This window comes from Litoreibacter sp. GN1-5, assembly GCF_055693805.1.
This window is the reverse complement of sequence record NZ_JBVFUP010000001.1, coordinates 2,336,912-2,353,933: the sequence shown is the minus strand read 5'-3', so window position 1 is coordinate 2,353,933 and position 17,022 is coordinate 2,336,912. Positions and strand designations below refer to the sequence as shown.

12 protein-coding genes and 3 pseudogenes are annotated in these 17,022 nt (G+C 55.9%); 10 read left to right on the top strand and 5 right to left on the bottom strand.

The genetic code is table 11. From position 1 onward, the window contains the following. Nucleotides 1–67: 67 nt before the first annotated feature. The 10 genes and pseudogenes from ACZ1HF_RS11710 to ACZ1HF_RS11665 all read left to right on the top strand — a co-directional run. Complete coding sequence (locus ACZ1HF_RS11710; protein ID WP_472657671.1) at nucleotides 68–1,678, top strand: hypothetical protein; 1,611 nt, start codon at nucleotides 68–70, stop codon at nucleotides 1,676–1,678. Nucleotides 1,679–1,860: 182 nt separating this feature from the next. Next, entirely contained in the window at nucleotides 1,861–2,415 is a 555-nt protein-coding gene (locus tag ACZ1HF_RS11705) for a hypothetical protein (protein ID WP_472657670.1), read from the top strand. A gap of 59 nt (nucleotides 2,416–2,474) precedes the next feature. Next, nucleotides 2,475–4,091, top strand: coding sequence for an MFS transporter (locus tag ACZ1HF_RS11700; RefSeq protein ID WP_472657669.1), 1,617 nt, complete (start codon nucleotides 2,475–2,477; stop codon nucleotides 4,089–4,091). Between the two features lie 62 nt (nucleotides 4,092–4,153). Continuing rightward, nucleotides 4,154–7,895: pseudogene (locus ACZ1HF_RS11695) on the top strand (nitrate reductase subunit alpha). After that, the gene (gene narH, locus ACZ1HF_RS11690; RefSeq protein WP_472657668.1) at nucleotides 7,892–9,391 is read left to right on the top strand and encodes a nitrate reductase subunit beta; all 1,500 of its coding nucleotides are present in this window, start codon (nucleotides 7,892–7,894) and stop codon (nucleotides 9,389–9,391) included. Before ACZ1HF_RS11695 ends, narH begins: the two are co-directional and overlap by 4 nt. A gap of 24 nt (nucleotides 9,392–9,415) precedes the next feature. Next, nucleotides 9,416–10,120 carry a nitrate reductase molybdenum cofactor assembly chaperone gene (gene narJ, locus ACZ1HF_RS11685; RefSeq protein WP_472657667.1) on the top strand — a complete coding sequence of 235 codons (705 nt, stop codon included), beginning with the start codon at nucleotides 9,416–9,418 and terminating at the stop codon, nucleotides 10,118–10,120. 12 nt (nucleotides 10,121–10,132) lie between these two features. Further along, complete coding sequence (gene narI / locus ACZ1HF_RS11680; protein WP_472657666.1) at nucleotides 10,133–10,882, top strand: respiratory nitrate reductase subunit gamma; 750 nt, start codon at nucleotides 10,133–10,135, stop codon at nucleotides 10,880–10,882. A gap of 5 nt (nucleotides 10,883–10,887) precedes the next feature. Next, nucleotides 10,888–11,685, top strand: a complete 798-nt coding sequence (locus ACZ1HF_RS11675) for a peptidylprolyl isomerase (RefSeq protein WP_472657665.1) — start codon at nucleotides 10,888–10,890, stop codon at nucleotides 11,683–11,685. A gap of 135 nt (nucleotides 11,686–11,820) precedes the next feature. Next, a pseudogene (locus ACZ1HF_RS11670) lies at nucleotides 11,821–12,388 on the top strand (IS6 family transposase). A 225-nt stretch (nucleotides 12,389–12,613) separates the two neighbouring features. Then, a pseudogene (locus tag ACZ1HF_RS11665) lies at nucleotides 12,614–12,736 on the top strand (integrase core domain-containing protein); the annotation flags it as partial. A gap of 67 nt (nucleotides 12,737–12,803) precedes the next feature. Here ACZ1HF_RS11665 and ACZ1HF_RS11660 read toward each other — a convergent pair. The 5 genes from ACZ1HF_RS11660 to ACZ1HF_RS11640 are packed head-to-tail and all read right to left on the bottom strand — an operon-like array spanning nucleotide 12,804 to nucleotide 16,990. Continuing rightward, nucleotides 12,804–13,781, bottom strand: a complete 978-nt coding sequence (locus tag ACZ1HF_RS11660; RefSeq protein WP_472657664.1) for a sugar-binding transcriptional regulator — start codon at nucleotides 13,779–13,781, stop codon at nucleotides 12,804–12,806. Nucleotides 13,782–13,784: 3 nt separating this feature from the next. Then, nucleotides 13,785–14,450: a class II aldolase/adducin family protein gene (locus tag ACZ1HF_RS11655; protein WP_472657663.1), complete on the bottom strand. Its 666-nt coding sequence runs from the start codon at nucleotides 14,448–14,450 to the stop codon at nucleotides 13,785–13,787. Then, nucleotides 14,450–15,238 carry a zinc-binding dehydrogenase gene (locus tag ACZ1HF_RS11650; RefSeq protein ID WP_472657662.1) on the bottom strand — a complete coding sequence of 263 codons (789 nt, stop codon included), beginning with the start codon at nucleotides 15,236–15,238 and terminating at the stop codon, nucleotides 14,450–14,452. Before ACZ1HF_RS11650 ends, ACZ1HF_RS11655 begins: the two co-directional genes overlap by 1 nt. Beyond that, entirely contained in the window at nucleotides 15,195–15,503 is a 309-nt protein-coding gene (locus ACZ1HF_RS11645; protein WP_472657661.1) for an alcohol dehydrogenase catalytic domain-containing protein, read from the bottom strand. The genes ACZ1HF_RS11650 and ACZ1HF_RS11645 overlap by 44 nt, the downstream gene beginning before the upstream one ends. Beyond that, nucleotides 15,500–16,990 carry an FGGY-family carbohydrate kinase gene (locus ACZ1HF_RS11640; RefSeq protein ID WP_472657660.1) on the bottom strand — a complete coding sequence of 497 codons (1,491 nt, stop codon included), beginning with the start codon at nucleotides 16,988–16,990 and terminating at the stop codon, nucleotides 15,500–15,502. The genes ACZ1HF_RS11645 and ACZ1HF_RS11640 overlap by 4 nt, the downstream gene beginning before the upstream one ends. Nucleotides 16,991–17,022: the final 32 nt, after the last annotated feature.

Here is a 17,022-nt window from a genome sequence, read left to right as displayed (position 1 = left end):
GTTCCTAATGCCAAAGTTGAGACTTGCAGTGAATTACGCCTAGAATATGGGGCCATAGGTCTGGCCCATGACGCTTGCATGGCCTGACGCCCCATGCCACGCTTGGCGTATGATTTCATTGGATGATTTTGCCCCACTTTCCCCGGCCGAGGAAAAATTGGTCGCGGCCTGTCACACGCCTGATCGTATTATCATCGGCGATGGTGATCTGCCGGTAAAGGCCAGCCCGGACCGAACTATCCGATCTGACCTGATCCGACTGCTTTTGCTCAGCGATCATGTGGCGTTGCATGACAAAGGTATCCGCCTGCGTGGGGCATGGATTACTGGCTCGCTGGACTTGCAGGGATGTGACTGCGACCGGGATATCTCCCTGTCTCAGTGCTATCTTGGTGATCCGATCAACATGGTGAACGCGCGGCTCAGGGGGCTACATATCTCAGGCTGCCACATGAGCGATCTGTCTGCCGATAACGCCGCGTTTTCCGGGTCTGTCTACATCAGGGGGGCCACCCATGTGGTTGGCGAAATCAGCCTTGCGGGCGCGCGTATCACCGGGGATTTGCAAGTTTGCGACGCAATCCTCGAAAGCCCAGCACAAGACGCCATCTTCGCGCCATCGCTTCGGGTGGAAGGCTCTGCCTTTCTTGGCAATTACCCTTATGCGGACGGGGTCACAAATCTGGTATCGCAAGGGCTGCTGTTCTTTTCCTCAACGCGGGTCGAGCATGATTTCTTTCTGACCAATACGTCCGTCAGCCTGGCCGAGAATGGTGTCGGGTCGCTGGTTTTTGGCGCGACCGAGGAACATGGCCATGACATGGCGCTCAGTCTTGCGCGGGCGCGTATCGGTGGTATTCTGTTTTTACAGGACAACCAGATTTCGCGCGGTATCGTGAACCTTGCCGGGGCGGATGTTGGCCGCCTGAAGGACGAACCTGTCGGCCCCGGTGCAGCCTACCCTGTGCGGCTTGATGGCTTTCGCTACACCGATTTTTCCCGCCACGCCGACACGAATATCAAGGCCCGACTGGATTGGCTCGAACGGCGCCCGGAAGATACGCAATTCACCGCCCAACCCTATGAGCAACTGGCCAGCGTTCTAATCAATATGGGGCATCGCAATGATGCCCGCACGGTTTTGATGAACAAAGAAAAACGCCTGCGTGCAGAACACCGCAGACTTCTGGATGTCCGTGGCAGCAGTCGGGTTCGGCGTTTTGGATCCTGGTTGTTGGATATCATGCTGCGCTGGACCATCGGGTATGGCTACCGCCCCGGCCGCGCGGTTGTCGTTGCATTGATTTTAATCGCAGGACTGGGTGTTTTCTTTGAGCAGGCCTGGCGGGCCGGTGACATGACCCCGAATGCAGCACCAATTCTGGTCTCGACAGATTGGGTCGCGGCCACGAAAAGCCATCCGGACAATCCCGGTGCATTCTGGGCATCCGAAGGGCAGGGCGGTCAGGATTGGGAGACGTTCAACGCAATAGCATATGCGGCTGATCTGGCTATCCCGCTGGTGTCACTGGGGCAGGAAAGCGCATGGGCGCCCTCCACATCCCGCTCGCCATGGGGCAAAACAGGATGGTGGATCAGATGGTTCGCAAAAGCGATAGGCTGGATCGTGACGGCCTTGGGTGCGGCTGCAATCACAGGCGTAATCCGCAAGGAATAGCTGTGAAACGTCGGATGGTTTTGATGCGGTTCTGCAAGCTAGAGGTTCGATTTTTCATGAGAGTCGGCGAGCCGTCCGCCTTGTTATCCTGAGGTTAGCAATATCGGCTTGAGTTTTGCGAGCTTGCGGCTCTTTTGTGCGGTCGGGTTGAACTCTGATGCTGTGCATTGCCGGATGAAGTGGTGAATTCACAAGTCTATGACGATTTCGTACTTCTCGCGATCATGTGCTGTCCTTACGTTTGGAATTGGGGACTGAAAGGGCGGGCGTTCTGGCTGTTTATATGCCTGTTCTTTGAAGGCTGTGCCTTGATGGTCTTTAGTCAGATGAATGTTCTGTTCCTCGCCCTGCCATCCCTGATTGTGTTCTCACTGTTCACGCAGATGGCCGAAGGCGCGACCTATTCTGTTGTCCCGTTCATCAACAAAAAAGCGTTGGGTGCTGTGGCCGGCGTGGTCGGGGCTGGCGGGAATGCAGGTGCGGTTCTTGCAGGCTTCTTGTTCAAGAACGTCATCGATTGGTCTGAGGCCTTCTTCATTCTCGGCGTTGTCGTGACCTGCGCATCCTTCCTGGCTTTCTTTGTCCGGTTCTCGACCCGGCAGGAAGACGAAGAGCGTGCCAACTTTGCCGCCGCCAATATCGAGACTCTGCGGGCGCGGGCAGAAAAGGCGAATGCAGCTCTTGAAGAAGTGCTGACTGCAATCGCCCAGAAGAACGGTGCACGGGCCGCTGAATAAGCATTGCATAAGGCGGGCCACCCGGTGGTCCGTCCCACCCCTCATCTTGGAGAATACAAGTGGGACAAGATCTAAGAGACTGGAATATCGAGGACGACAGTTACTGGTCCTCCACAGGCAGGGCGATTGCCACACGCAACCTTTGGATATCAATCCCGTCGTTGCTGTGCGGCTTTGCGGTTTGGCTTTACTGGGGCATCATTACCGTTCAGATGGTCAACCTCGACTTTGGCTTCGCGAAATCTGACCTCTTTACCCTAGGTGCAATCGCCGGCCTAACCGGTGCAACGCTCCGCATCCCGTCAACCTTCTTCATCCGTATCGCAGGCGGGCGAAATACCATCGTTTTCACCACTGCGTTGCTGATGATCCCGGCGGTCGGAACAGGTTTGGCACTGCAAGATCCTGACACACCGCTGTGGTACTTCCAAATCTTGGCCTTCTTGTCCGGTATCGGCGGCGGCAACTTCTCCTCTTCAATGTCAAACATTAGTTTCTTCTATCCAAAGAAGATCCAAGGCTATGCATTGGGGATGAGCGCGGGGCTGGGCAACTTCGGTGTAACCACTATGCAGATCCTGATTCCTCTGGCGATGACAATGGGCTTGTTCGGAGGTGAAAGCCGCACGCTGGTCAACACATCCGGGACCTTGATCGGCAAAATTCCGGCTGGGACCGAGACATATATTCAGAACGCGGGCCTGATATGGTTGGTGTTCTTGGTCCCCCTCACCATCGTCGGTTGGATCGGGATAAACAACATTCGCGATGAACATGTCTCACCGGATATTCCCAATCCACTGGGTGCTTTCGCAACCATCACCGGCATGCTGTTGATTGGCTTTCTGACTGCAGCCTTCGGCCTTTGGTTGTTGTTGCCCGGCACTGAGGCTGGTTTGCCAACATCCGGCATCGGCCTGTCGAAGTGGCTGGTCCTGCCCATCGTGATCGGGCTGACCGTTCTGGGTCTGAAAATGATCCCCGGTGCCGTCGGCCAGAACCTGAGCCGTCAGTACCAGATTTTCGGCAACAAGCACACTTGGGCCATGACTGTCATCTACACCATGACCTTTGGCTCGTTCATTGGTTACTCCGCCGCGCTGGCGCTGACCATCAAAGTGCTCTTTGGCTTCAGTCACCTCGAAGTGGGCGGCCTGATGACCCACGACACTGTGAACCCTAACGGTCCGTCGGCTCTGATGTTTGCATGGATGGGGCCATTTATCGGTGCGTTGATCCGACCCATCGGTGGTATGATGGCTGACAAACTGGGCGGAGCCCGTGTGACACAATGGATTTCCATCGTGATGGTCGCTTCTGCACTGGGTGTCGCATACTTCATCCAGCAAGCCTATTCTTCTGCGACACCAGAGCAGTATTTCTATCCATTCCTGGGTCTGTTCCTGATCTTGTTCGCGGCAACCGGTATCGGCAACGGATCAACCTTCCGTACCATCGCCGTCGTCTTCAACAAAGAGCAGGCTGGCCCTGCACTGGGTTGGACAGCAGCGGTCGCAGCCTACGGCGCATTCATTATCCCGAAAGTGTTCGGCGAACAGCTGGGCGCGGGACACCCTGAATACGCCCTATACGGCTTTGCCGTCTTCTACGCCGTCTGTATCGCAATCAACTGGTGGTTCTATCTACGGCCCAACGCCTACGTCGAGAACCCTTAAACCTCACGCCTGCCTGCCCCGGCACGCGTCCGGGGCAGGATCACTCTCACAGGAGAAAAGACATGAGCCACCTGCTCGATAAACTGAACTTTCTGGAATCCAAAAACCTTGAGACGTTTTCCGATGGTTTCGGCAAGACAACAAATGAGGGTCGCGATTGGGAAGACACCTATCGCAACCGCTGGCGCCACGACAAAGTTGTGCGCTCGACCCACGGAGTGAACTGCACAGGCTCATGCAGCTGGAAGATCTATGTCAAATCCGGGATCGTGACCTAGGAAACTCAACAAACAGATTACCCGCGCACCCGCGCTGATCTGCCCAACCACGAACCACGTGGCTGTGCCCGTGGGGCAAGCTATAGCTGGTATCTTTATTCCGCCAACCGCGTGAAGAACCCGCTGGTCCGTGGTCGCTTGATGAAGGTCTGGCGCAAGATGCGCGAAACGATGGAGCCGATTGAGGCTTGGACCAAGTTGCAAGCCGATCCAATCCTGCGCGCATCATATGTCGAAACCCGCGGCAAGGGTGGTTTTGTCCGCGCCACGTGGGATGAAGCGACCGAGATCACGGCGGCGGCCAATGCGTACACCGCCAAAACATACGGCCCTGACCGCGTCTTCGGCTTCTCGCCAATCCCTGCGATGTCGATGGTATCCTACGCCGCTGGCTCGCGTTACCTCAGCTTGCTGGGTGGCGTTTGCATGTCCTTCTACGACTGGTACTGCGACCTGCCACCAGCCTCTCCCATGACATGGGGTGAACAGACGGACGTGCCCGAAAGTGCGGATTGGTATAATTCTGGTTATCTGCTGCTTTGGGGCTCGAACGTGCCACAGACACGGACACCAGACGCGCATTTCTACACCGAAGCCCGCTATAAAGGTACCAAATCCGCCGTGATCTGCCCGGATTATTCCGAGGCCGCGAAATTCGGCGACGTCTGGCTGAACGCCAAGCAGGGGACTGATGCCGCGCTTGCCATGGCCTTCGGCCACGTGATCCTGCGCGAATTCCACCTTGACCGGCAGTCCGAGTATTTTGAGGATTACACTCGCAAGTATTCCGACTTCCCGATGCTGGTGAAGTTGGAAGAAAAAGACGGTAAGCTGATCCCCGGCCGCTTCCTGCGCGCTGACGATCTGGACGGCAAACTGGGTGAAGACAACAACCCGGAATGGAAGACTGTCGCCTTTGATGGCAAGTCGGGCAGCCTTGTCGCGCCAAATGGATCGATCGGGTATCGCTGGGGCGAATACGGTGAATGGAACCTCGAAGAGAAGGCGAACGCAGCCGAGACAGAGCTGAAAATGTCTTTCGTTCTGGAAGAGGACCATGACGAGGTGGTCGGCGTTGATTTCCCATATTTCGGCGGTGAAGCCTACGGACAGTTCGAGACTGACGCCGATCACCCAGACGTTCTGACCCGCAACATCCCGGTCAAGAAGGTCAAGACCGCCGATGGCGAGATCGCCGTGGCAACTGTGTTTGACCTGTTCTGCGCCAATTACGGCCTTGATCGAGGTCTTGGCGGTGACTGGGTCACTTCCGACTATACCGATGAGATGCCGGGCACACCTGCGTGGGCCGAGAAGATCACAGGCGTCCCTGCCGACAAGATCGCCCATGTCGCCCGTGAATTTGCAGATAACGCCGAGAAAACCAAAGGCAAGTCGATGATCATCATCGGGGCTGCGATGAACCACTGGTTCCACATGGATATGAACTATCGTGGGGTCATCAACATGCTGGTCATGTGCGGCTGCGTCGGACAATCCGGCGGTGGCTGGGCACATTATGTAGGCCACAGAAAAGCTGCGTCCGCAGACGGGTTGGCAGCCGCTGGCCTTTGCGCTCGATTGGAACCGTCCACCGAGGCACATGAACTCTACCTCTGCGTGGTATGCCCACACAGATCAGTGGCGCTATGAGACATTAAAAGCCGATGAAATCCTGTCGCCCACAGCGCCAGAGGGTGATTGGGACATCAGCCTGATTGACTACAACATCCGGGCCGAGCGTATGGGCTGGTTGCCCTCTGCGCCACAGCTGAAAACCAACCCGCTTGAGGTGGCGAAGGCCGCGAAAGAAGCTGGCAAGGAAATCCCGGCCTATGTTGCCGAGAACCTGAAATCCGGTGATCTGGAAATGTCTTGCGAGGACCCGGACAACCCTGCCAACTGGCCGCGCAACCTGTTCGTGTGGCGCTCTAACCTGTTGGGGTCCTCGGGCAAAGGCTACGAATATTTCCTTAAGCACCTACTGGGCACCGATAACGGTGTCATGGGCAAGGACTTAGGCGAAGATGGCGCACAACTGCCAAAAGAGGCCAAGTGGCATGAAGATGCACCGCGCGGCAAACTGGACCTTCTGGTGACCATCGATTTTCGTATGTCCACCACTGCGGTCTATTCCGACATCGTTCTGCCAACTGCGTCTTGGTACGAAAAAGACGACATGAACACGTCTGATATGCACCCGTTCATCCACCCGCTGCAAGCAGCTGTTGATCCGGCGTATGAAAGCAAGTCGGATTGGGAGATCTTCAAGTCCATCGCTAAAAAGTTCCAGGAAATTGTACCCGGCTATCTGGACAAGGAGACTGATATCGTCGCCTTGCCGATCCTGCACGATACACCTGCCGAGATTGCCCGGGATCAGGTTAAAGACTGGAAGAAAGGCGAATGTGACCTCATTCCCGGCAAGACGGCCCCGGCCTACATTGCCGTCGAGCGGGATTACACCGCGATCTATGACCGCTTCACCGCCCTTGGGCCGATGATGGACAAGCTAGGCAATGGCGGCAAGGGCATCACTTGGAATACGCAGGAAGAGATCGATAATCTGGGCGCGTTGAATGGTGTGCAACTGGATGGTGCGGCGGCAGGCCGGCCCAAGATCGAAAGTGCGATTGATGCCTGCGAAGTCATTTTGATGCTCGCCCCCGAGACGAACGGCAATGTCGCTGTGAAAGCGTGGGAAGCGCTGGAAAAAGCAACAGGGCGCGAACATGCGCACCTCGCCGAAGGTGAACACGGGAACAAAATCCGGTTCCATGACATCGCCGCACAGCCACGCAAAATCATCTCTAGCCCGACGTGGTCGGGCATCGAAAGCGAGAAGGTCAGCTATAATGCGGGCTATACGAACGTGCACGAGTTGATCCCATGGCGGACCCTGACCGGGCGACAATAGCTCTATCAAGATCACCTTTGGATGCTGGCCTTTGGTGAAGGCTTTATGTCCTATCGTCCGCCGATTGATCTGAAAACGATCACCAAGGACGTGCAGGATGATGGCGACAACCTAGTGTTGAACTTCAACACACCGCACCAGAAATGGGGTATACATTCGACCTATACCGACAACCTGTTGATGCTGACGCTTAACCGGGGTGGGCCGGTGGTCTGGATATCCGAGGTGGATGCGAAAACTGCCGGTATCGCCGACAACGATTGGATCGAGGTCTACAACACCAACGGCGCTTTGACGGCGCGCGCGGTGGTGTCCCAGCGGATCAAGGAAGGCACGACCTTCATGTATCACGCACAAGAAAAGATCGTGAATACACCCGGCTCTGAAAAGACAGGGCACCGCGGCGGTATTCATAACTCAGTTACCCGCACCGTGCTGAAACCAACCCACATGATTGGTGGCTACGCTCAGCAGTCTTACGGCTTCAACTACTACGGCACCGTGGGCGCAAACCGGGATGAATTCGTGGTTATCCGCAAGATGAAGAAAGTCGACTGGCTCGACAAAGAAGAGAGCTGGAAAGCACCTGCACAGGAGGCAGAGACATGAGAATCCGCGCACAAATAGGCATGGTGCTGAACCTCGATAAATGCATCGGGTGCCATACCTGTTCTGTCACGTGCAAAAACGTCTGGACGAGCCGGGACGGCGTTGAATACGCATGGTTCAACAACGTGGAAACCAAACCCGGTCTTGGCTATCCGACTGATTGGGAAAACCAAGAGCGTTGGAAAGGTGGATGGGAACGGACCAAGGCGGGTAAACTGCAGCCCAAGCAGGGCAGCAAATGGCGTATCTTGTCCAACATCTTTGCCAACCCTGCGATGCCGGAAATTGACGACTATTATGAGCCGTTTGATTTCGACTATGACCACCTGAAGTCTGCACCAGAAATGGAGGCGTTCCCGACGGCACGCCCCCGGTCCAAGATCACCGGCGAGCGGATCGAGAAGATCGAAAAGGGCCCAAACTGGGAAGAAATCCTTGGCGGTGAATTCTCGAAGCGGTCGGAAGACTACAACTTTGAAGGCATCCAGAAGGAAATCTACGGCGAATACGAGAATACATTCATGATGTATTTGCCCCGTTTGTGCGAGCACTGCCTGAACCCGGCCCGCGCGTCATCCTGCCCTTCGGGTGCGATCTATAAGCGCGAAGAAGACGGCATCGTTTTGATCGACCAGGAAAAGTGTCGCGGTTGGCGCATGTGTGTGTCAGGCTGCCCGTACAAGAAAATCTACTACAACTGGGAATCCGGCAAATCCGAGAAATGCACGCTGTGCTACCCTCGGATCGAAAGCGGCAATCCAACGGTCTGTTCGGAAACCTGCGTCGGGCGCATCCGGTACTTGGGCGTCATGCTTTATGATGCCGACAAGATAGAAGATGCGGCGAATATGGAGGATGAACAGGACCTTTATGATGCCCAATTGGGGGTGTTTCTTGATCCCAACGATCCTGTTGTGATCGAAACAGCCCGCGCCGACGGTATCCCGGTGGATTGGATCAAAGCGGCGCAAGAAAGCCCGATTTGGAAAATGGCGATGGAGTGGAAAGTCGCCTTTCCTCTGCACCCTGAATACCGGACCTTGCCGATGGTGTGGTATATCCCGCCGTTGTCCCCAATCCAGAACGCCGCCGAGGCGGGTGCCATTGGCACCAGCGAAGGCATGCCAGACGTCAAAGACCTGCGTATCCCGGTCAAATATCTTGCCAACATGCTGACCGCAGGCGACGAAGCCCCCGTGGTCACGGCGTTGGAACGGATGCTGGCGATGCGATCCTACATGCGCTCGAAAACCATCGAGGGCGTGATCAACGAAGGTATCGCCGCGCGCGTCGGTCTATCGGGCCGCGTGATTGAGGACATGTATAAGATCATGGCCCTTGCCGATTACGAAGACCGCTTTGTCATTCCGACAACGCACCGTGAGCAGGTCGAAGAAGCCTATGACCTGCGCGGCGGCTGCGGCTTTACCGATACCAACGGATGTGGTGGCGGATCTTCCAAAGGCTCTCTCTTCGGTGGCTCAAAAAAACCCTGAAAATGCCAACGGAAGCAATGTGATATGGACTGCACTTTGAAAGCATTCTCGCTCTTGCTGAGTTACCCGACACGCGAGCTGCAGCATGCCATGCCCGAGATAGGCGCCGTCATCGCCTCGGACACGCGATTGACAGCAGCAGCGCGTCGGGCGTTGCGCCCGCTGGTGGAGGAGCTGAGCGGGCGTGACATCTACGATCTCGAAGAACAGTTTGTGCTGCTCTTCGACCGGTCGCGGACCCTGTCGCTCAACCTCTTTGAACACGTGCACGGTGAAAGCCGTGACCGGGGTGGGGCGATGGTGTCGCTAGTGGAAACCTACCGCGAAAGCGGGTTCGATCCAATCACATCAGAGTTGCCCGATTACCTACCCGTCTTGCTGGAATTCCTTGCCACACGGTCCCCAGAGGTGGCGCAGGAAACCTTGGCGGATGCTGCCCATATCTTGGAAGCACTGAACGCCCGCTTGGTGCGCCGTGAGAGTGCCTATGGTGCCGTGTTCGCCAGCCTGCTTCAACTGGCCGGTGTGAAAGCTGACCAAGAAGCCTTGGCAGAGATGTTGGCACAACCTGACGACGACCCGACTGATTTGGAAGCCCTCGATGAGGTTTGGGAAGAGAGCGAAGTGCTTTTTGGCCCGGACCCGAATGCAGGCTGTCCACAGGCGCGCGAAATGCTTGCCCAGATGGATCTTCCCATGAACCCTGCGCCCCAGCACGCAGCAGAATAAGGAGACACCGAAATGTTTGCGAATTTCGATATCGACTTCATCATCTTCGGCATTATGCCATATGCGGCGCTGACCATCTTGGTTATCGGCTCTATCGCGCGGTATGACCGGGATCAGTACACGTGGAAAAGTTCTTCAAGCCAGCTCTTGCGTCGCAAGCAATTGATGTGGGGGTCTATCCTGTTCCATGTGGGGATCATCACGATCTTCTTTGGGCACTTAGTTGGCCTGTTCACGCCGGTCTGGGTGCTAGACGCACTTGGCGTACCTTACGCGCTGAAACAATGGATGGCCGTGATCATTGGCGGTCCTGCGGGGATTGCCGCATTGGTTGGGGGCGCGTTGCTTTTGCATCGGCGCCTGACAGATGCGCGGATCCGGGCGAACTCCAGTTGGTCTGACATCGCCATTATGGTGTTGATCTGGCTGCAGCTGGCAATCGGCCTGCTGACCATCACGCAGACGCTCCAGCATATGGATGGGTCCGAGATGGTACGCTTTATGTCGTGGTCCCAAAGTATCATCACCTGGAACCTAAACGCGTGGGTCACCGTCGTTGATGTCCACTGGCTTTATAAGCTGCACATCTTCCTTGGCTTGCTTATCACAGCGGTCTTCCCGTTCACGCGGTTGGTGCACATGGTGTCAGGTTTTGCAGCGCCGGTGAAATACCTGACACGGCCCGGATATCAGATCGTGCGGTCACGTCGCGGCAAGGCACTGCCGAAGCGCAGCGCGCCTAAGTCGACACCAGCGGAGTAAGTCAGATGAATTCAGCATTTTTCCCCGACTTGATCGTTAACGGTGAGACTGTTCCGCACACAACAGTAGCGACCGAGACCCAAAACCATGATGCACCGGCTGGAAAGCCGGGCATTGCCTGGCGCAAGGCGGCTAATGCCGTCGCGATCTGCACCTTGTTGTTGCAAGAAGCGCATGCACGCGCCTTGGTTGCTGAACCGCAGGAAGTGGCACCGGGCAAGTTTGAAACAAATGAGGAGGCCCAGATCAGGGGTCTTCTTGAAAGCGTCGTCGATCCGACGACGCCAGAAGACGACGCGATCTACGCGGAGTGGGAGAAAGACCCAAGCCGTTTTCGCGCACCACCTTTGTGGGAGGTATCGCACATCCTATGCGCCTGTGATCCCCGTGATGAAAAAGCCAAAAATGATGCCATGCACCGGGCGGAGGCTTTGATTCCCATTGTAGGCAAGGACGTCAAAACCTTTGCTGTGATTGCATCGCGTGAAAGCGACTGTGGGTCCAAAGCATCTGGCGGCACCTTGGGCCAGCTTGCGCCGGGCGACACCGTGCCAGAGTTCGAAACAATCCTGCGCAATCTCGATGAAGGCGAAATCACTCTGCAACCGATCCTGACGCGGCATGGTTGGCACATCGTGCGCATGAATGCCGTCGCTTTGGGGGCAGTGCTACCATTTGAAACGGTGAAACCGAAAATCGCAGAAGCCATGGAAAAGGCATCCTGGGCCCAGCAGGCCCGGACATTCGTCCAGAAACTGGTCGCATCTGCCGAGATCACCGGCGCGGACCTCCAACCTGCCTAACTCCAAGGAGGGAAAGATAATCGGCAAACATGTTTGGTATTGCCAAGTTGTTCAGCCTAGGATTGACTTGTAAGAGTGTAGCATGAAAATCCCATGTGATATGCTGCGGCTGAAGGGTTTTGCTACCCTAGTGAAATCATTGCCTGTACCGTCTGGAAGTACTATCGCTTTGGTCAATACTTCGCACAATTCATCCGCCGTGATCGTCCGCAACCCAACAAGATAAATTGGCCTTTGGATGAAGTCATTATTACGAGCTACGGTAAGAAGCATTGGTTGTGGCGTGCTAATAGTGCAGACAGCTATGTGCTTGATATTATTGTTTAAATGCAGCGAAACGCAAAGGCTACAATATACTTCTTGCGACGATTGATCAGTTAATTTGGTGACCCGTGAGTTGTCATTACAGGCAAATTGCGCAGCTATATTGGCCTATCAGTGCGCTTGCATTCCAAGCCAACCATCGCGCGCACAAAGGTTTGAGCAACGCCATCGAAGTCTCGCATAGGTCCACCGTAAACAGGAGGAGATTATTGGCAAATTTAAATCACACCGGCAGACCCAGAGGTTTCTATCTGCGCACGATCAGATCAACTTCATCTTCCGCCCTTGCCGTTATCAAATCACAGCACACTCGTATCGCCATGCCCGCAACGATGCCTTCAGCCTATGGACAGAATACACCGCCGAAATAGCTGCTTAAACATCCGTGACAACAATCGTGCGACCGGCCACCAATAACTTGGCAATACCCCATGAAGCGCTAGCCACTGTCTTGGATCTCTCGTTGTCAGGCAGGTGACTGACCCGCGACTGGATGAGCTGATCTGCAGGCGTGGCCAGCCGAGCATGATCGTTAGCGACAACGGAACTGAAATGACATCGCAAGCTGTTTTTGAGATGGCGCTAGGATACGGGGGCCAATTGGCACTACATCGCACCCGGAAAACCGACGCAGAATGCCTTTGTAGAGCCATTCAACGGCAGGCTGAGGAACGAATGCCCAATGAACACATCTTTGGCAATCTCGCTTAAGCACGGAAGATCATAGAAAACTGGAGGATTGATTATAACAAAGAATGACCACACACATCATTTGACAGGCTGGCTCCTGCCACCTACCCAAGCAGTATTTTTCGACCGAGGGCTTCGTCTACGCACAGATGTGTCACGAGACCGCCTTGGATCGCGCCCAAGGTTGCTTCTGCCCTGTCTTCCCCGCAGACTACCAATAGTTTCTTGCGCGCGTTGCGCAGATCATCCAGCTTTGCAGCGATTAGCCGGTCGTCGGGAGGCACCGCGATACCGTCCCCATGCGTATTGATAAACCGGCAGCAAATAATTCCCACACCGTCATGCGCGCGGGCGACGTCCAGTTCTTCCTGTGTGGCCATGCCTGCGGCTTTGAGGTGGGTGTCGCCAGATACATTGCCGATTGATGCTACGGTCATGTCCAGTTGTGACAACCGCGCCAGCTGTTCTTTGATCGTGACTTCATTGCGAAATACCTCTGCCATGTCCGATGTGGCCACGATACCGGGTGCATGTAGTGTAAAACACTTCGCGCCCAGTTTACCTGCGATCTGGATCGCACAGTTTTCTGAGGCCGGAACGCGGCTTGAGTTCATTGATCCGATAAGCTGGCACACTTCGACGCCTTCGGTGGATGACCGGGGCATGACATCGGATACAGCCATAATCGTTTCGCCCCAAGCAACGCCAACCCTGTCGCCCGGCGCGATGATATCAAGCAAGGCTGCCGCACCAACACGCCCCACCTGAGGCAGCAAACTTTGCCTTGATTGAGGCCCGTCGCGGGTGTCTGCCGTTGCGACATAGACATCCTGGAGATTGAATTTGTCGCGCAAATCCCGGGCAAGATGAGATGACGCTAGATGTTTCCCGTCGACGCGGATTTCGACGATCCCCCGATCCCGACTTTCGCGCAGCATATTGACGATCGTCGCACGCGACACCTGCATCCGTTTGGCGATCTCGCTTTGGGTCAGGCCCTCTCCGTAATAAAGCAACGCGATATTGGCCAGAAGCGTCTCTTTGTCGGCGCGGGTGCGGTTGGGTTGGGTGTTTTGAACCATAGGTCAACCTTTGATCTGTTTTTGGCCTGACTGCCCATAGTTTTTTGTGAACCAATTGTAACAGCGGTCGATCTCTTCTTGTGGCAGTTCATCTACGGGACCGTGTAGCTGCGCCAGATGCGTCGTCATTGCGGCTTCTTCCAGATACATCGCAAAGGATGTCGCCTGCGTCGCCGATTTGCCCATTGTAAACACGCCATGCGCCTTGACCAAGGTGGCCCAACCATCACCTGCGGCCTTAAGGATCGCTTTGCCCGTATCCACATCGCCGGGTGTTGCGTAGCGCGAACAGGGGACGTCGCGTCCCAACATATGCGTTATGGGTGTCATCACCGCAGGGATCCGCGCGCCGCGTGCCGCAAAGCTACTGGCATAAGGCGAATGCGTATGGGTGATCCCGAAAACATCGGCACGGTGTTTGTAGATGTAAAGATGGATGCCGGTATCGACCGAAGGCTTCATAGCTCCCTCAACCACTGTGCCTTCCATATCTACGACCACCATCGTATCCGGGGTCAGCTTGTTGAATTTAACGCCGGAGGGTTTGATCACAATCAACCCGGTTTCAGGGTCACGCCCGGACACATTTCCACCAGAGCCAACCACAAGGCCATTTGCGGGGAGTTCATGGTTCTGTTCACAGACTTCAGCTTTGAGAGCTTCGAGCATTACAGCTCCTCCGGTTTGCCGTGGGGGTAGACCACGATTTTCAGGGATTTCTCGGCCTCGACCAGCATTTTGAACGCCGCTGCGCTGTCGGCGATGTCAAAGTGATTGGTGACAGCGCGTTTGGCGTCGATCCGGCCCGCTTCGAGAAGGCGAAAATAGCTATAGGTGTCGGTATGGTCCGAGGAATATTTGGATGTGACGGTGATCTCATCGAAATAGGCTTTGTTCCCGTCGCGCACCCAGTTTTTGCCTGGCGCAAGCGGTGCGCCGAGGTGCAACGTGCCGCCAACCTCGACCAAAGCCTCGGCCTGCGCCCAAGCTGCGGCAAAGGGGGCAATCACAATCACCGTGTCAGCCAAACGCCCGTTATTGAGCGCCCGCATGGATGCGACGGCGTCTTCTGATTTTGGGTTAATTGTATGGGTCGCGCCAAATTCACGGGCTTTTTCCAGCCGCCAATCGGAAAAATCGAGGGCGACAACTTTGCCAGCCCCAAAGAGTGGTGCCATGTGGACAAATCCTTGCCCCATAAAGCCCGCCCCAACAACGGCGACCGTATCGCCGGGTATGATATTGCAGTGTTTGAGGCCACCAACGACGCAGGACCAAGGCTCAATCGTAATTGCCTCGGCGTTGGACATGTTGTCGGGAATGCGATGCACGTCCATCCGCAGGTGCTGCGCTGTCACGCGATAGTATTCGCACACGCCACCGGGATCGAGTTTCATCTGGCTGTAGAACGGATCACGGGTAAAGCGGCCCTCGTAGCGACAAATGCGATTGCACACGGCCAACATGGTGGTTCACGAATAATCGCTCGCCGATTTTGTAGTCGGTTACGTTTGCGCCGACCTCGACCACTTCGCCGACCGGTTCATGGCCCAAAACCTTTGGTTCTGATTTCTTGTACCACGCCATCGCCTCACCACCGCATAGACCGCAAGCGAGGGTTTTGAGCAAAATGTCATCCGGCCCGATCTCAGGCACCGGGCGTTGTTCGATACGAATGTCATCCAGCGCGTGGTAGACGGCGGCGGTCATCATGTTGCTCATGCGGTAGTCCTCATCGCGGCCCAGATGGCGCGGCTTGCGTCGATGGCTTTCAGGTAGATGTCGAAGTGTTTGGTATAGGCGCGATGCGCGGATGCGTTCGGGGTGTATGTGCTGAACGCCTCGACCCGCGCGCCCATGAGCGGATCGCTGACGCCCGCTGCGGCACCACCCAGCAATGCAGCACCCCATAGCCCATGATCCTCGGCCGCGTTGGCCAAAACCGTCACGCCCAAAATATCCGCAATGATTTGGCACCAAAGCGCGTTGCGCGCGCCGCCACCGGTCAACACGACCTGTGCCGGCGCAGGCGCACCACTGGCCACAAGACAATGCCGCAGGCTGTAGCCTGTTCCTTCCATCACAGCCCGCGCCAGATCGGCCTTTGAGGTGCCGGCGCGTAAGCCGTGGAACGACCCCGCTGCGTCAGGTGCGACGAAGGGCGCGCGTTCCCCGGTCAGAAACGGCAGAAACAGAACCCCATTTGCCCCGGGCGCGACATCTTTTGCCGCCTCGTTGATCTTCGCGGCAACCTCGCCCGCATCAATCCCGCCAAAGCTGTTGGGGTGCAGGGCGGCAAACCAGTCAAAGGCCGAAGCCCCGGATTGCGGGGCAAGAACGCGGATCCAATCTTGCGTCACGGCGTGATGTACCGTCGCGGCCAATGGCGGGCCATCGAAGGGCTCGGACGGGAACAGGTAGGCAAGAACCGCCGTTGTGCCAAGGATCAAACACATATCTCCGGGCGCATTCAGCCCAAGGGCGGTCATCATGGACGCCAGGTCCAACGCACCGCGTGCGACGGGTACCGGAGGCAGGCCCAAGTCTGCAGTTAACGGACCAGCAAGGGCATCGGCTGTGGTGTGTTTTGGGAGCTTTCCTGACAAATCGGGAAGTCCGAGAGCGGCAAAGACTTGTGGCGCGTAGCGGCCTGTTTCCAAGTCGAGGAAAGGAATGGTCGCATCGCTGATGTCCGTTCCGATTTGCCCGGTCAGCTTCCAGACGATCCAGTCCTTGGCAAAAAGGATATGCGCGATCTTGGCGAAATTCTCGGGCTCATGATCCTGCACCCACCTTAGGGCCGATCCGGCAGTTCCCGGCCAGTTGGCGGTGCGGCAGTAGCGCGAGATTTCATCGCTTGTGCCATCTTTCGCCCATTCAGTTACGTAGTCACTGGCACGCGCATCGTTCCAAAGTATTGCATTGCGGATTGGCTTCTTGTCTGCGTCCAGCATCCACAGCCCATCACCTTGGCCACATACACCAATCCCGACAACCTGTTCGGGATCTATTTGGTCCGCAATCTCACGGATACATGCAGCAACGGCATCCCAGATTTCATCCATCGCCAATTCGGAAAACCCATCTGCGATGCGTAGAACAGTCAGACTATTTCGCGCCACAGTAACCTGTTGGCCCGACAACGTATATGCTGCGGCCTTTACTGTTGTGGTCCCTGCATCAATGCCAATTAGAAGCTGCTCCGGCACTTAGTATCCTCCCAAATACAGATTTGACACAT

Bases quoted from the DNA above. Each gene is read 5' to 3' on its own strand.
- ACZ1HF_RS11710 (WP_472657671.1), top strand. From the start codon at position 68: ATGACGCTTGCATGGCCTGACGCCCCATGCCACGCTTGGCGTATGATT.
- narH (WP_472657668.1), top strand. From the start codon at position 7,892: ATGAGAATCCGCGCACAAATAGGCATGGTGCTGAACCTCGATAAATGC.
- narJ (WP_472657667.1), top strand. From the start codon at position 9,416: ATGGACTGCACTTTGAAAGCATTCTCGCTCTTGCTGAGTTACCCGACA.
- narI (WP_472657666.1), top strand. From the start codon at position 10,133: ATGTTTGCGAATTTCGATATCGACTTCATCATCTTCGGCATTATGCCA.
- ACZ1HF_RS11675 (WP_472657665.1), top strand. From the start codon at position 10,888: ATGAATTCAGCATTTTTCCCCGACTTGATCGTTAACGGTGAGACTGTT.
- ACZ1HF_RS11660 (WP_472657664.1), bottom strand. From the start codon at position 13,781: ATGGTTCAAAACACCCAACCCAACCGCACCCGCGCCGACAAAGAGACG.
- ACZ1HF_RS11655 (WP_472657663.1), bottom strand. From the start codon at position 14,450: ATGCTCGAAGCTCTCAAAGCTGAAGTCTGTGAACAGAACCATGAACTC.
- ACZ1HF_RS11645 (WP_472657661.1), bottom strand. From the start codon at position 15,503: ATGAGCAACATGATGACCGCCGCCGTCTACCACGCGCTGGATGACATT.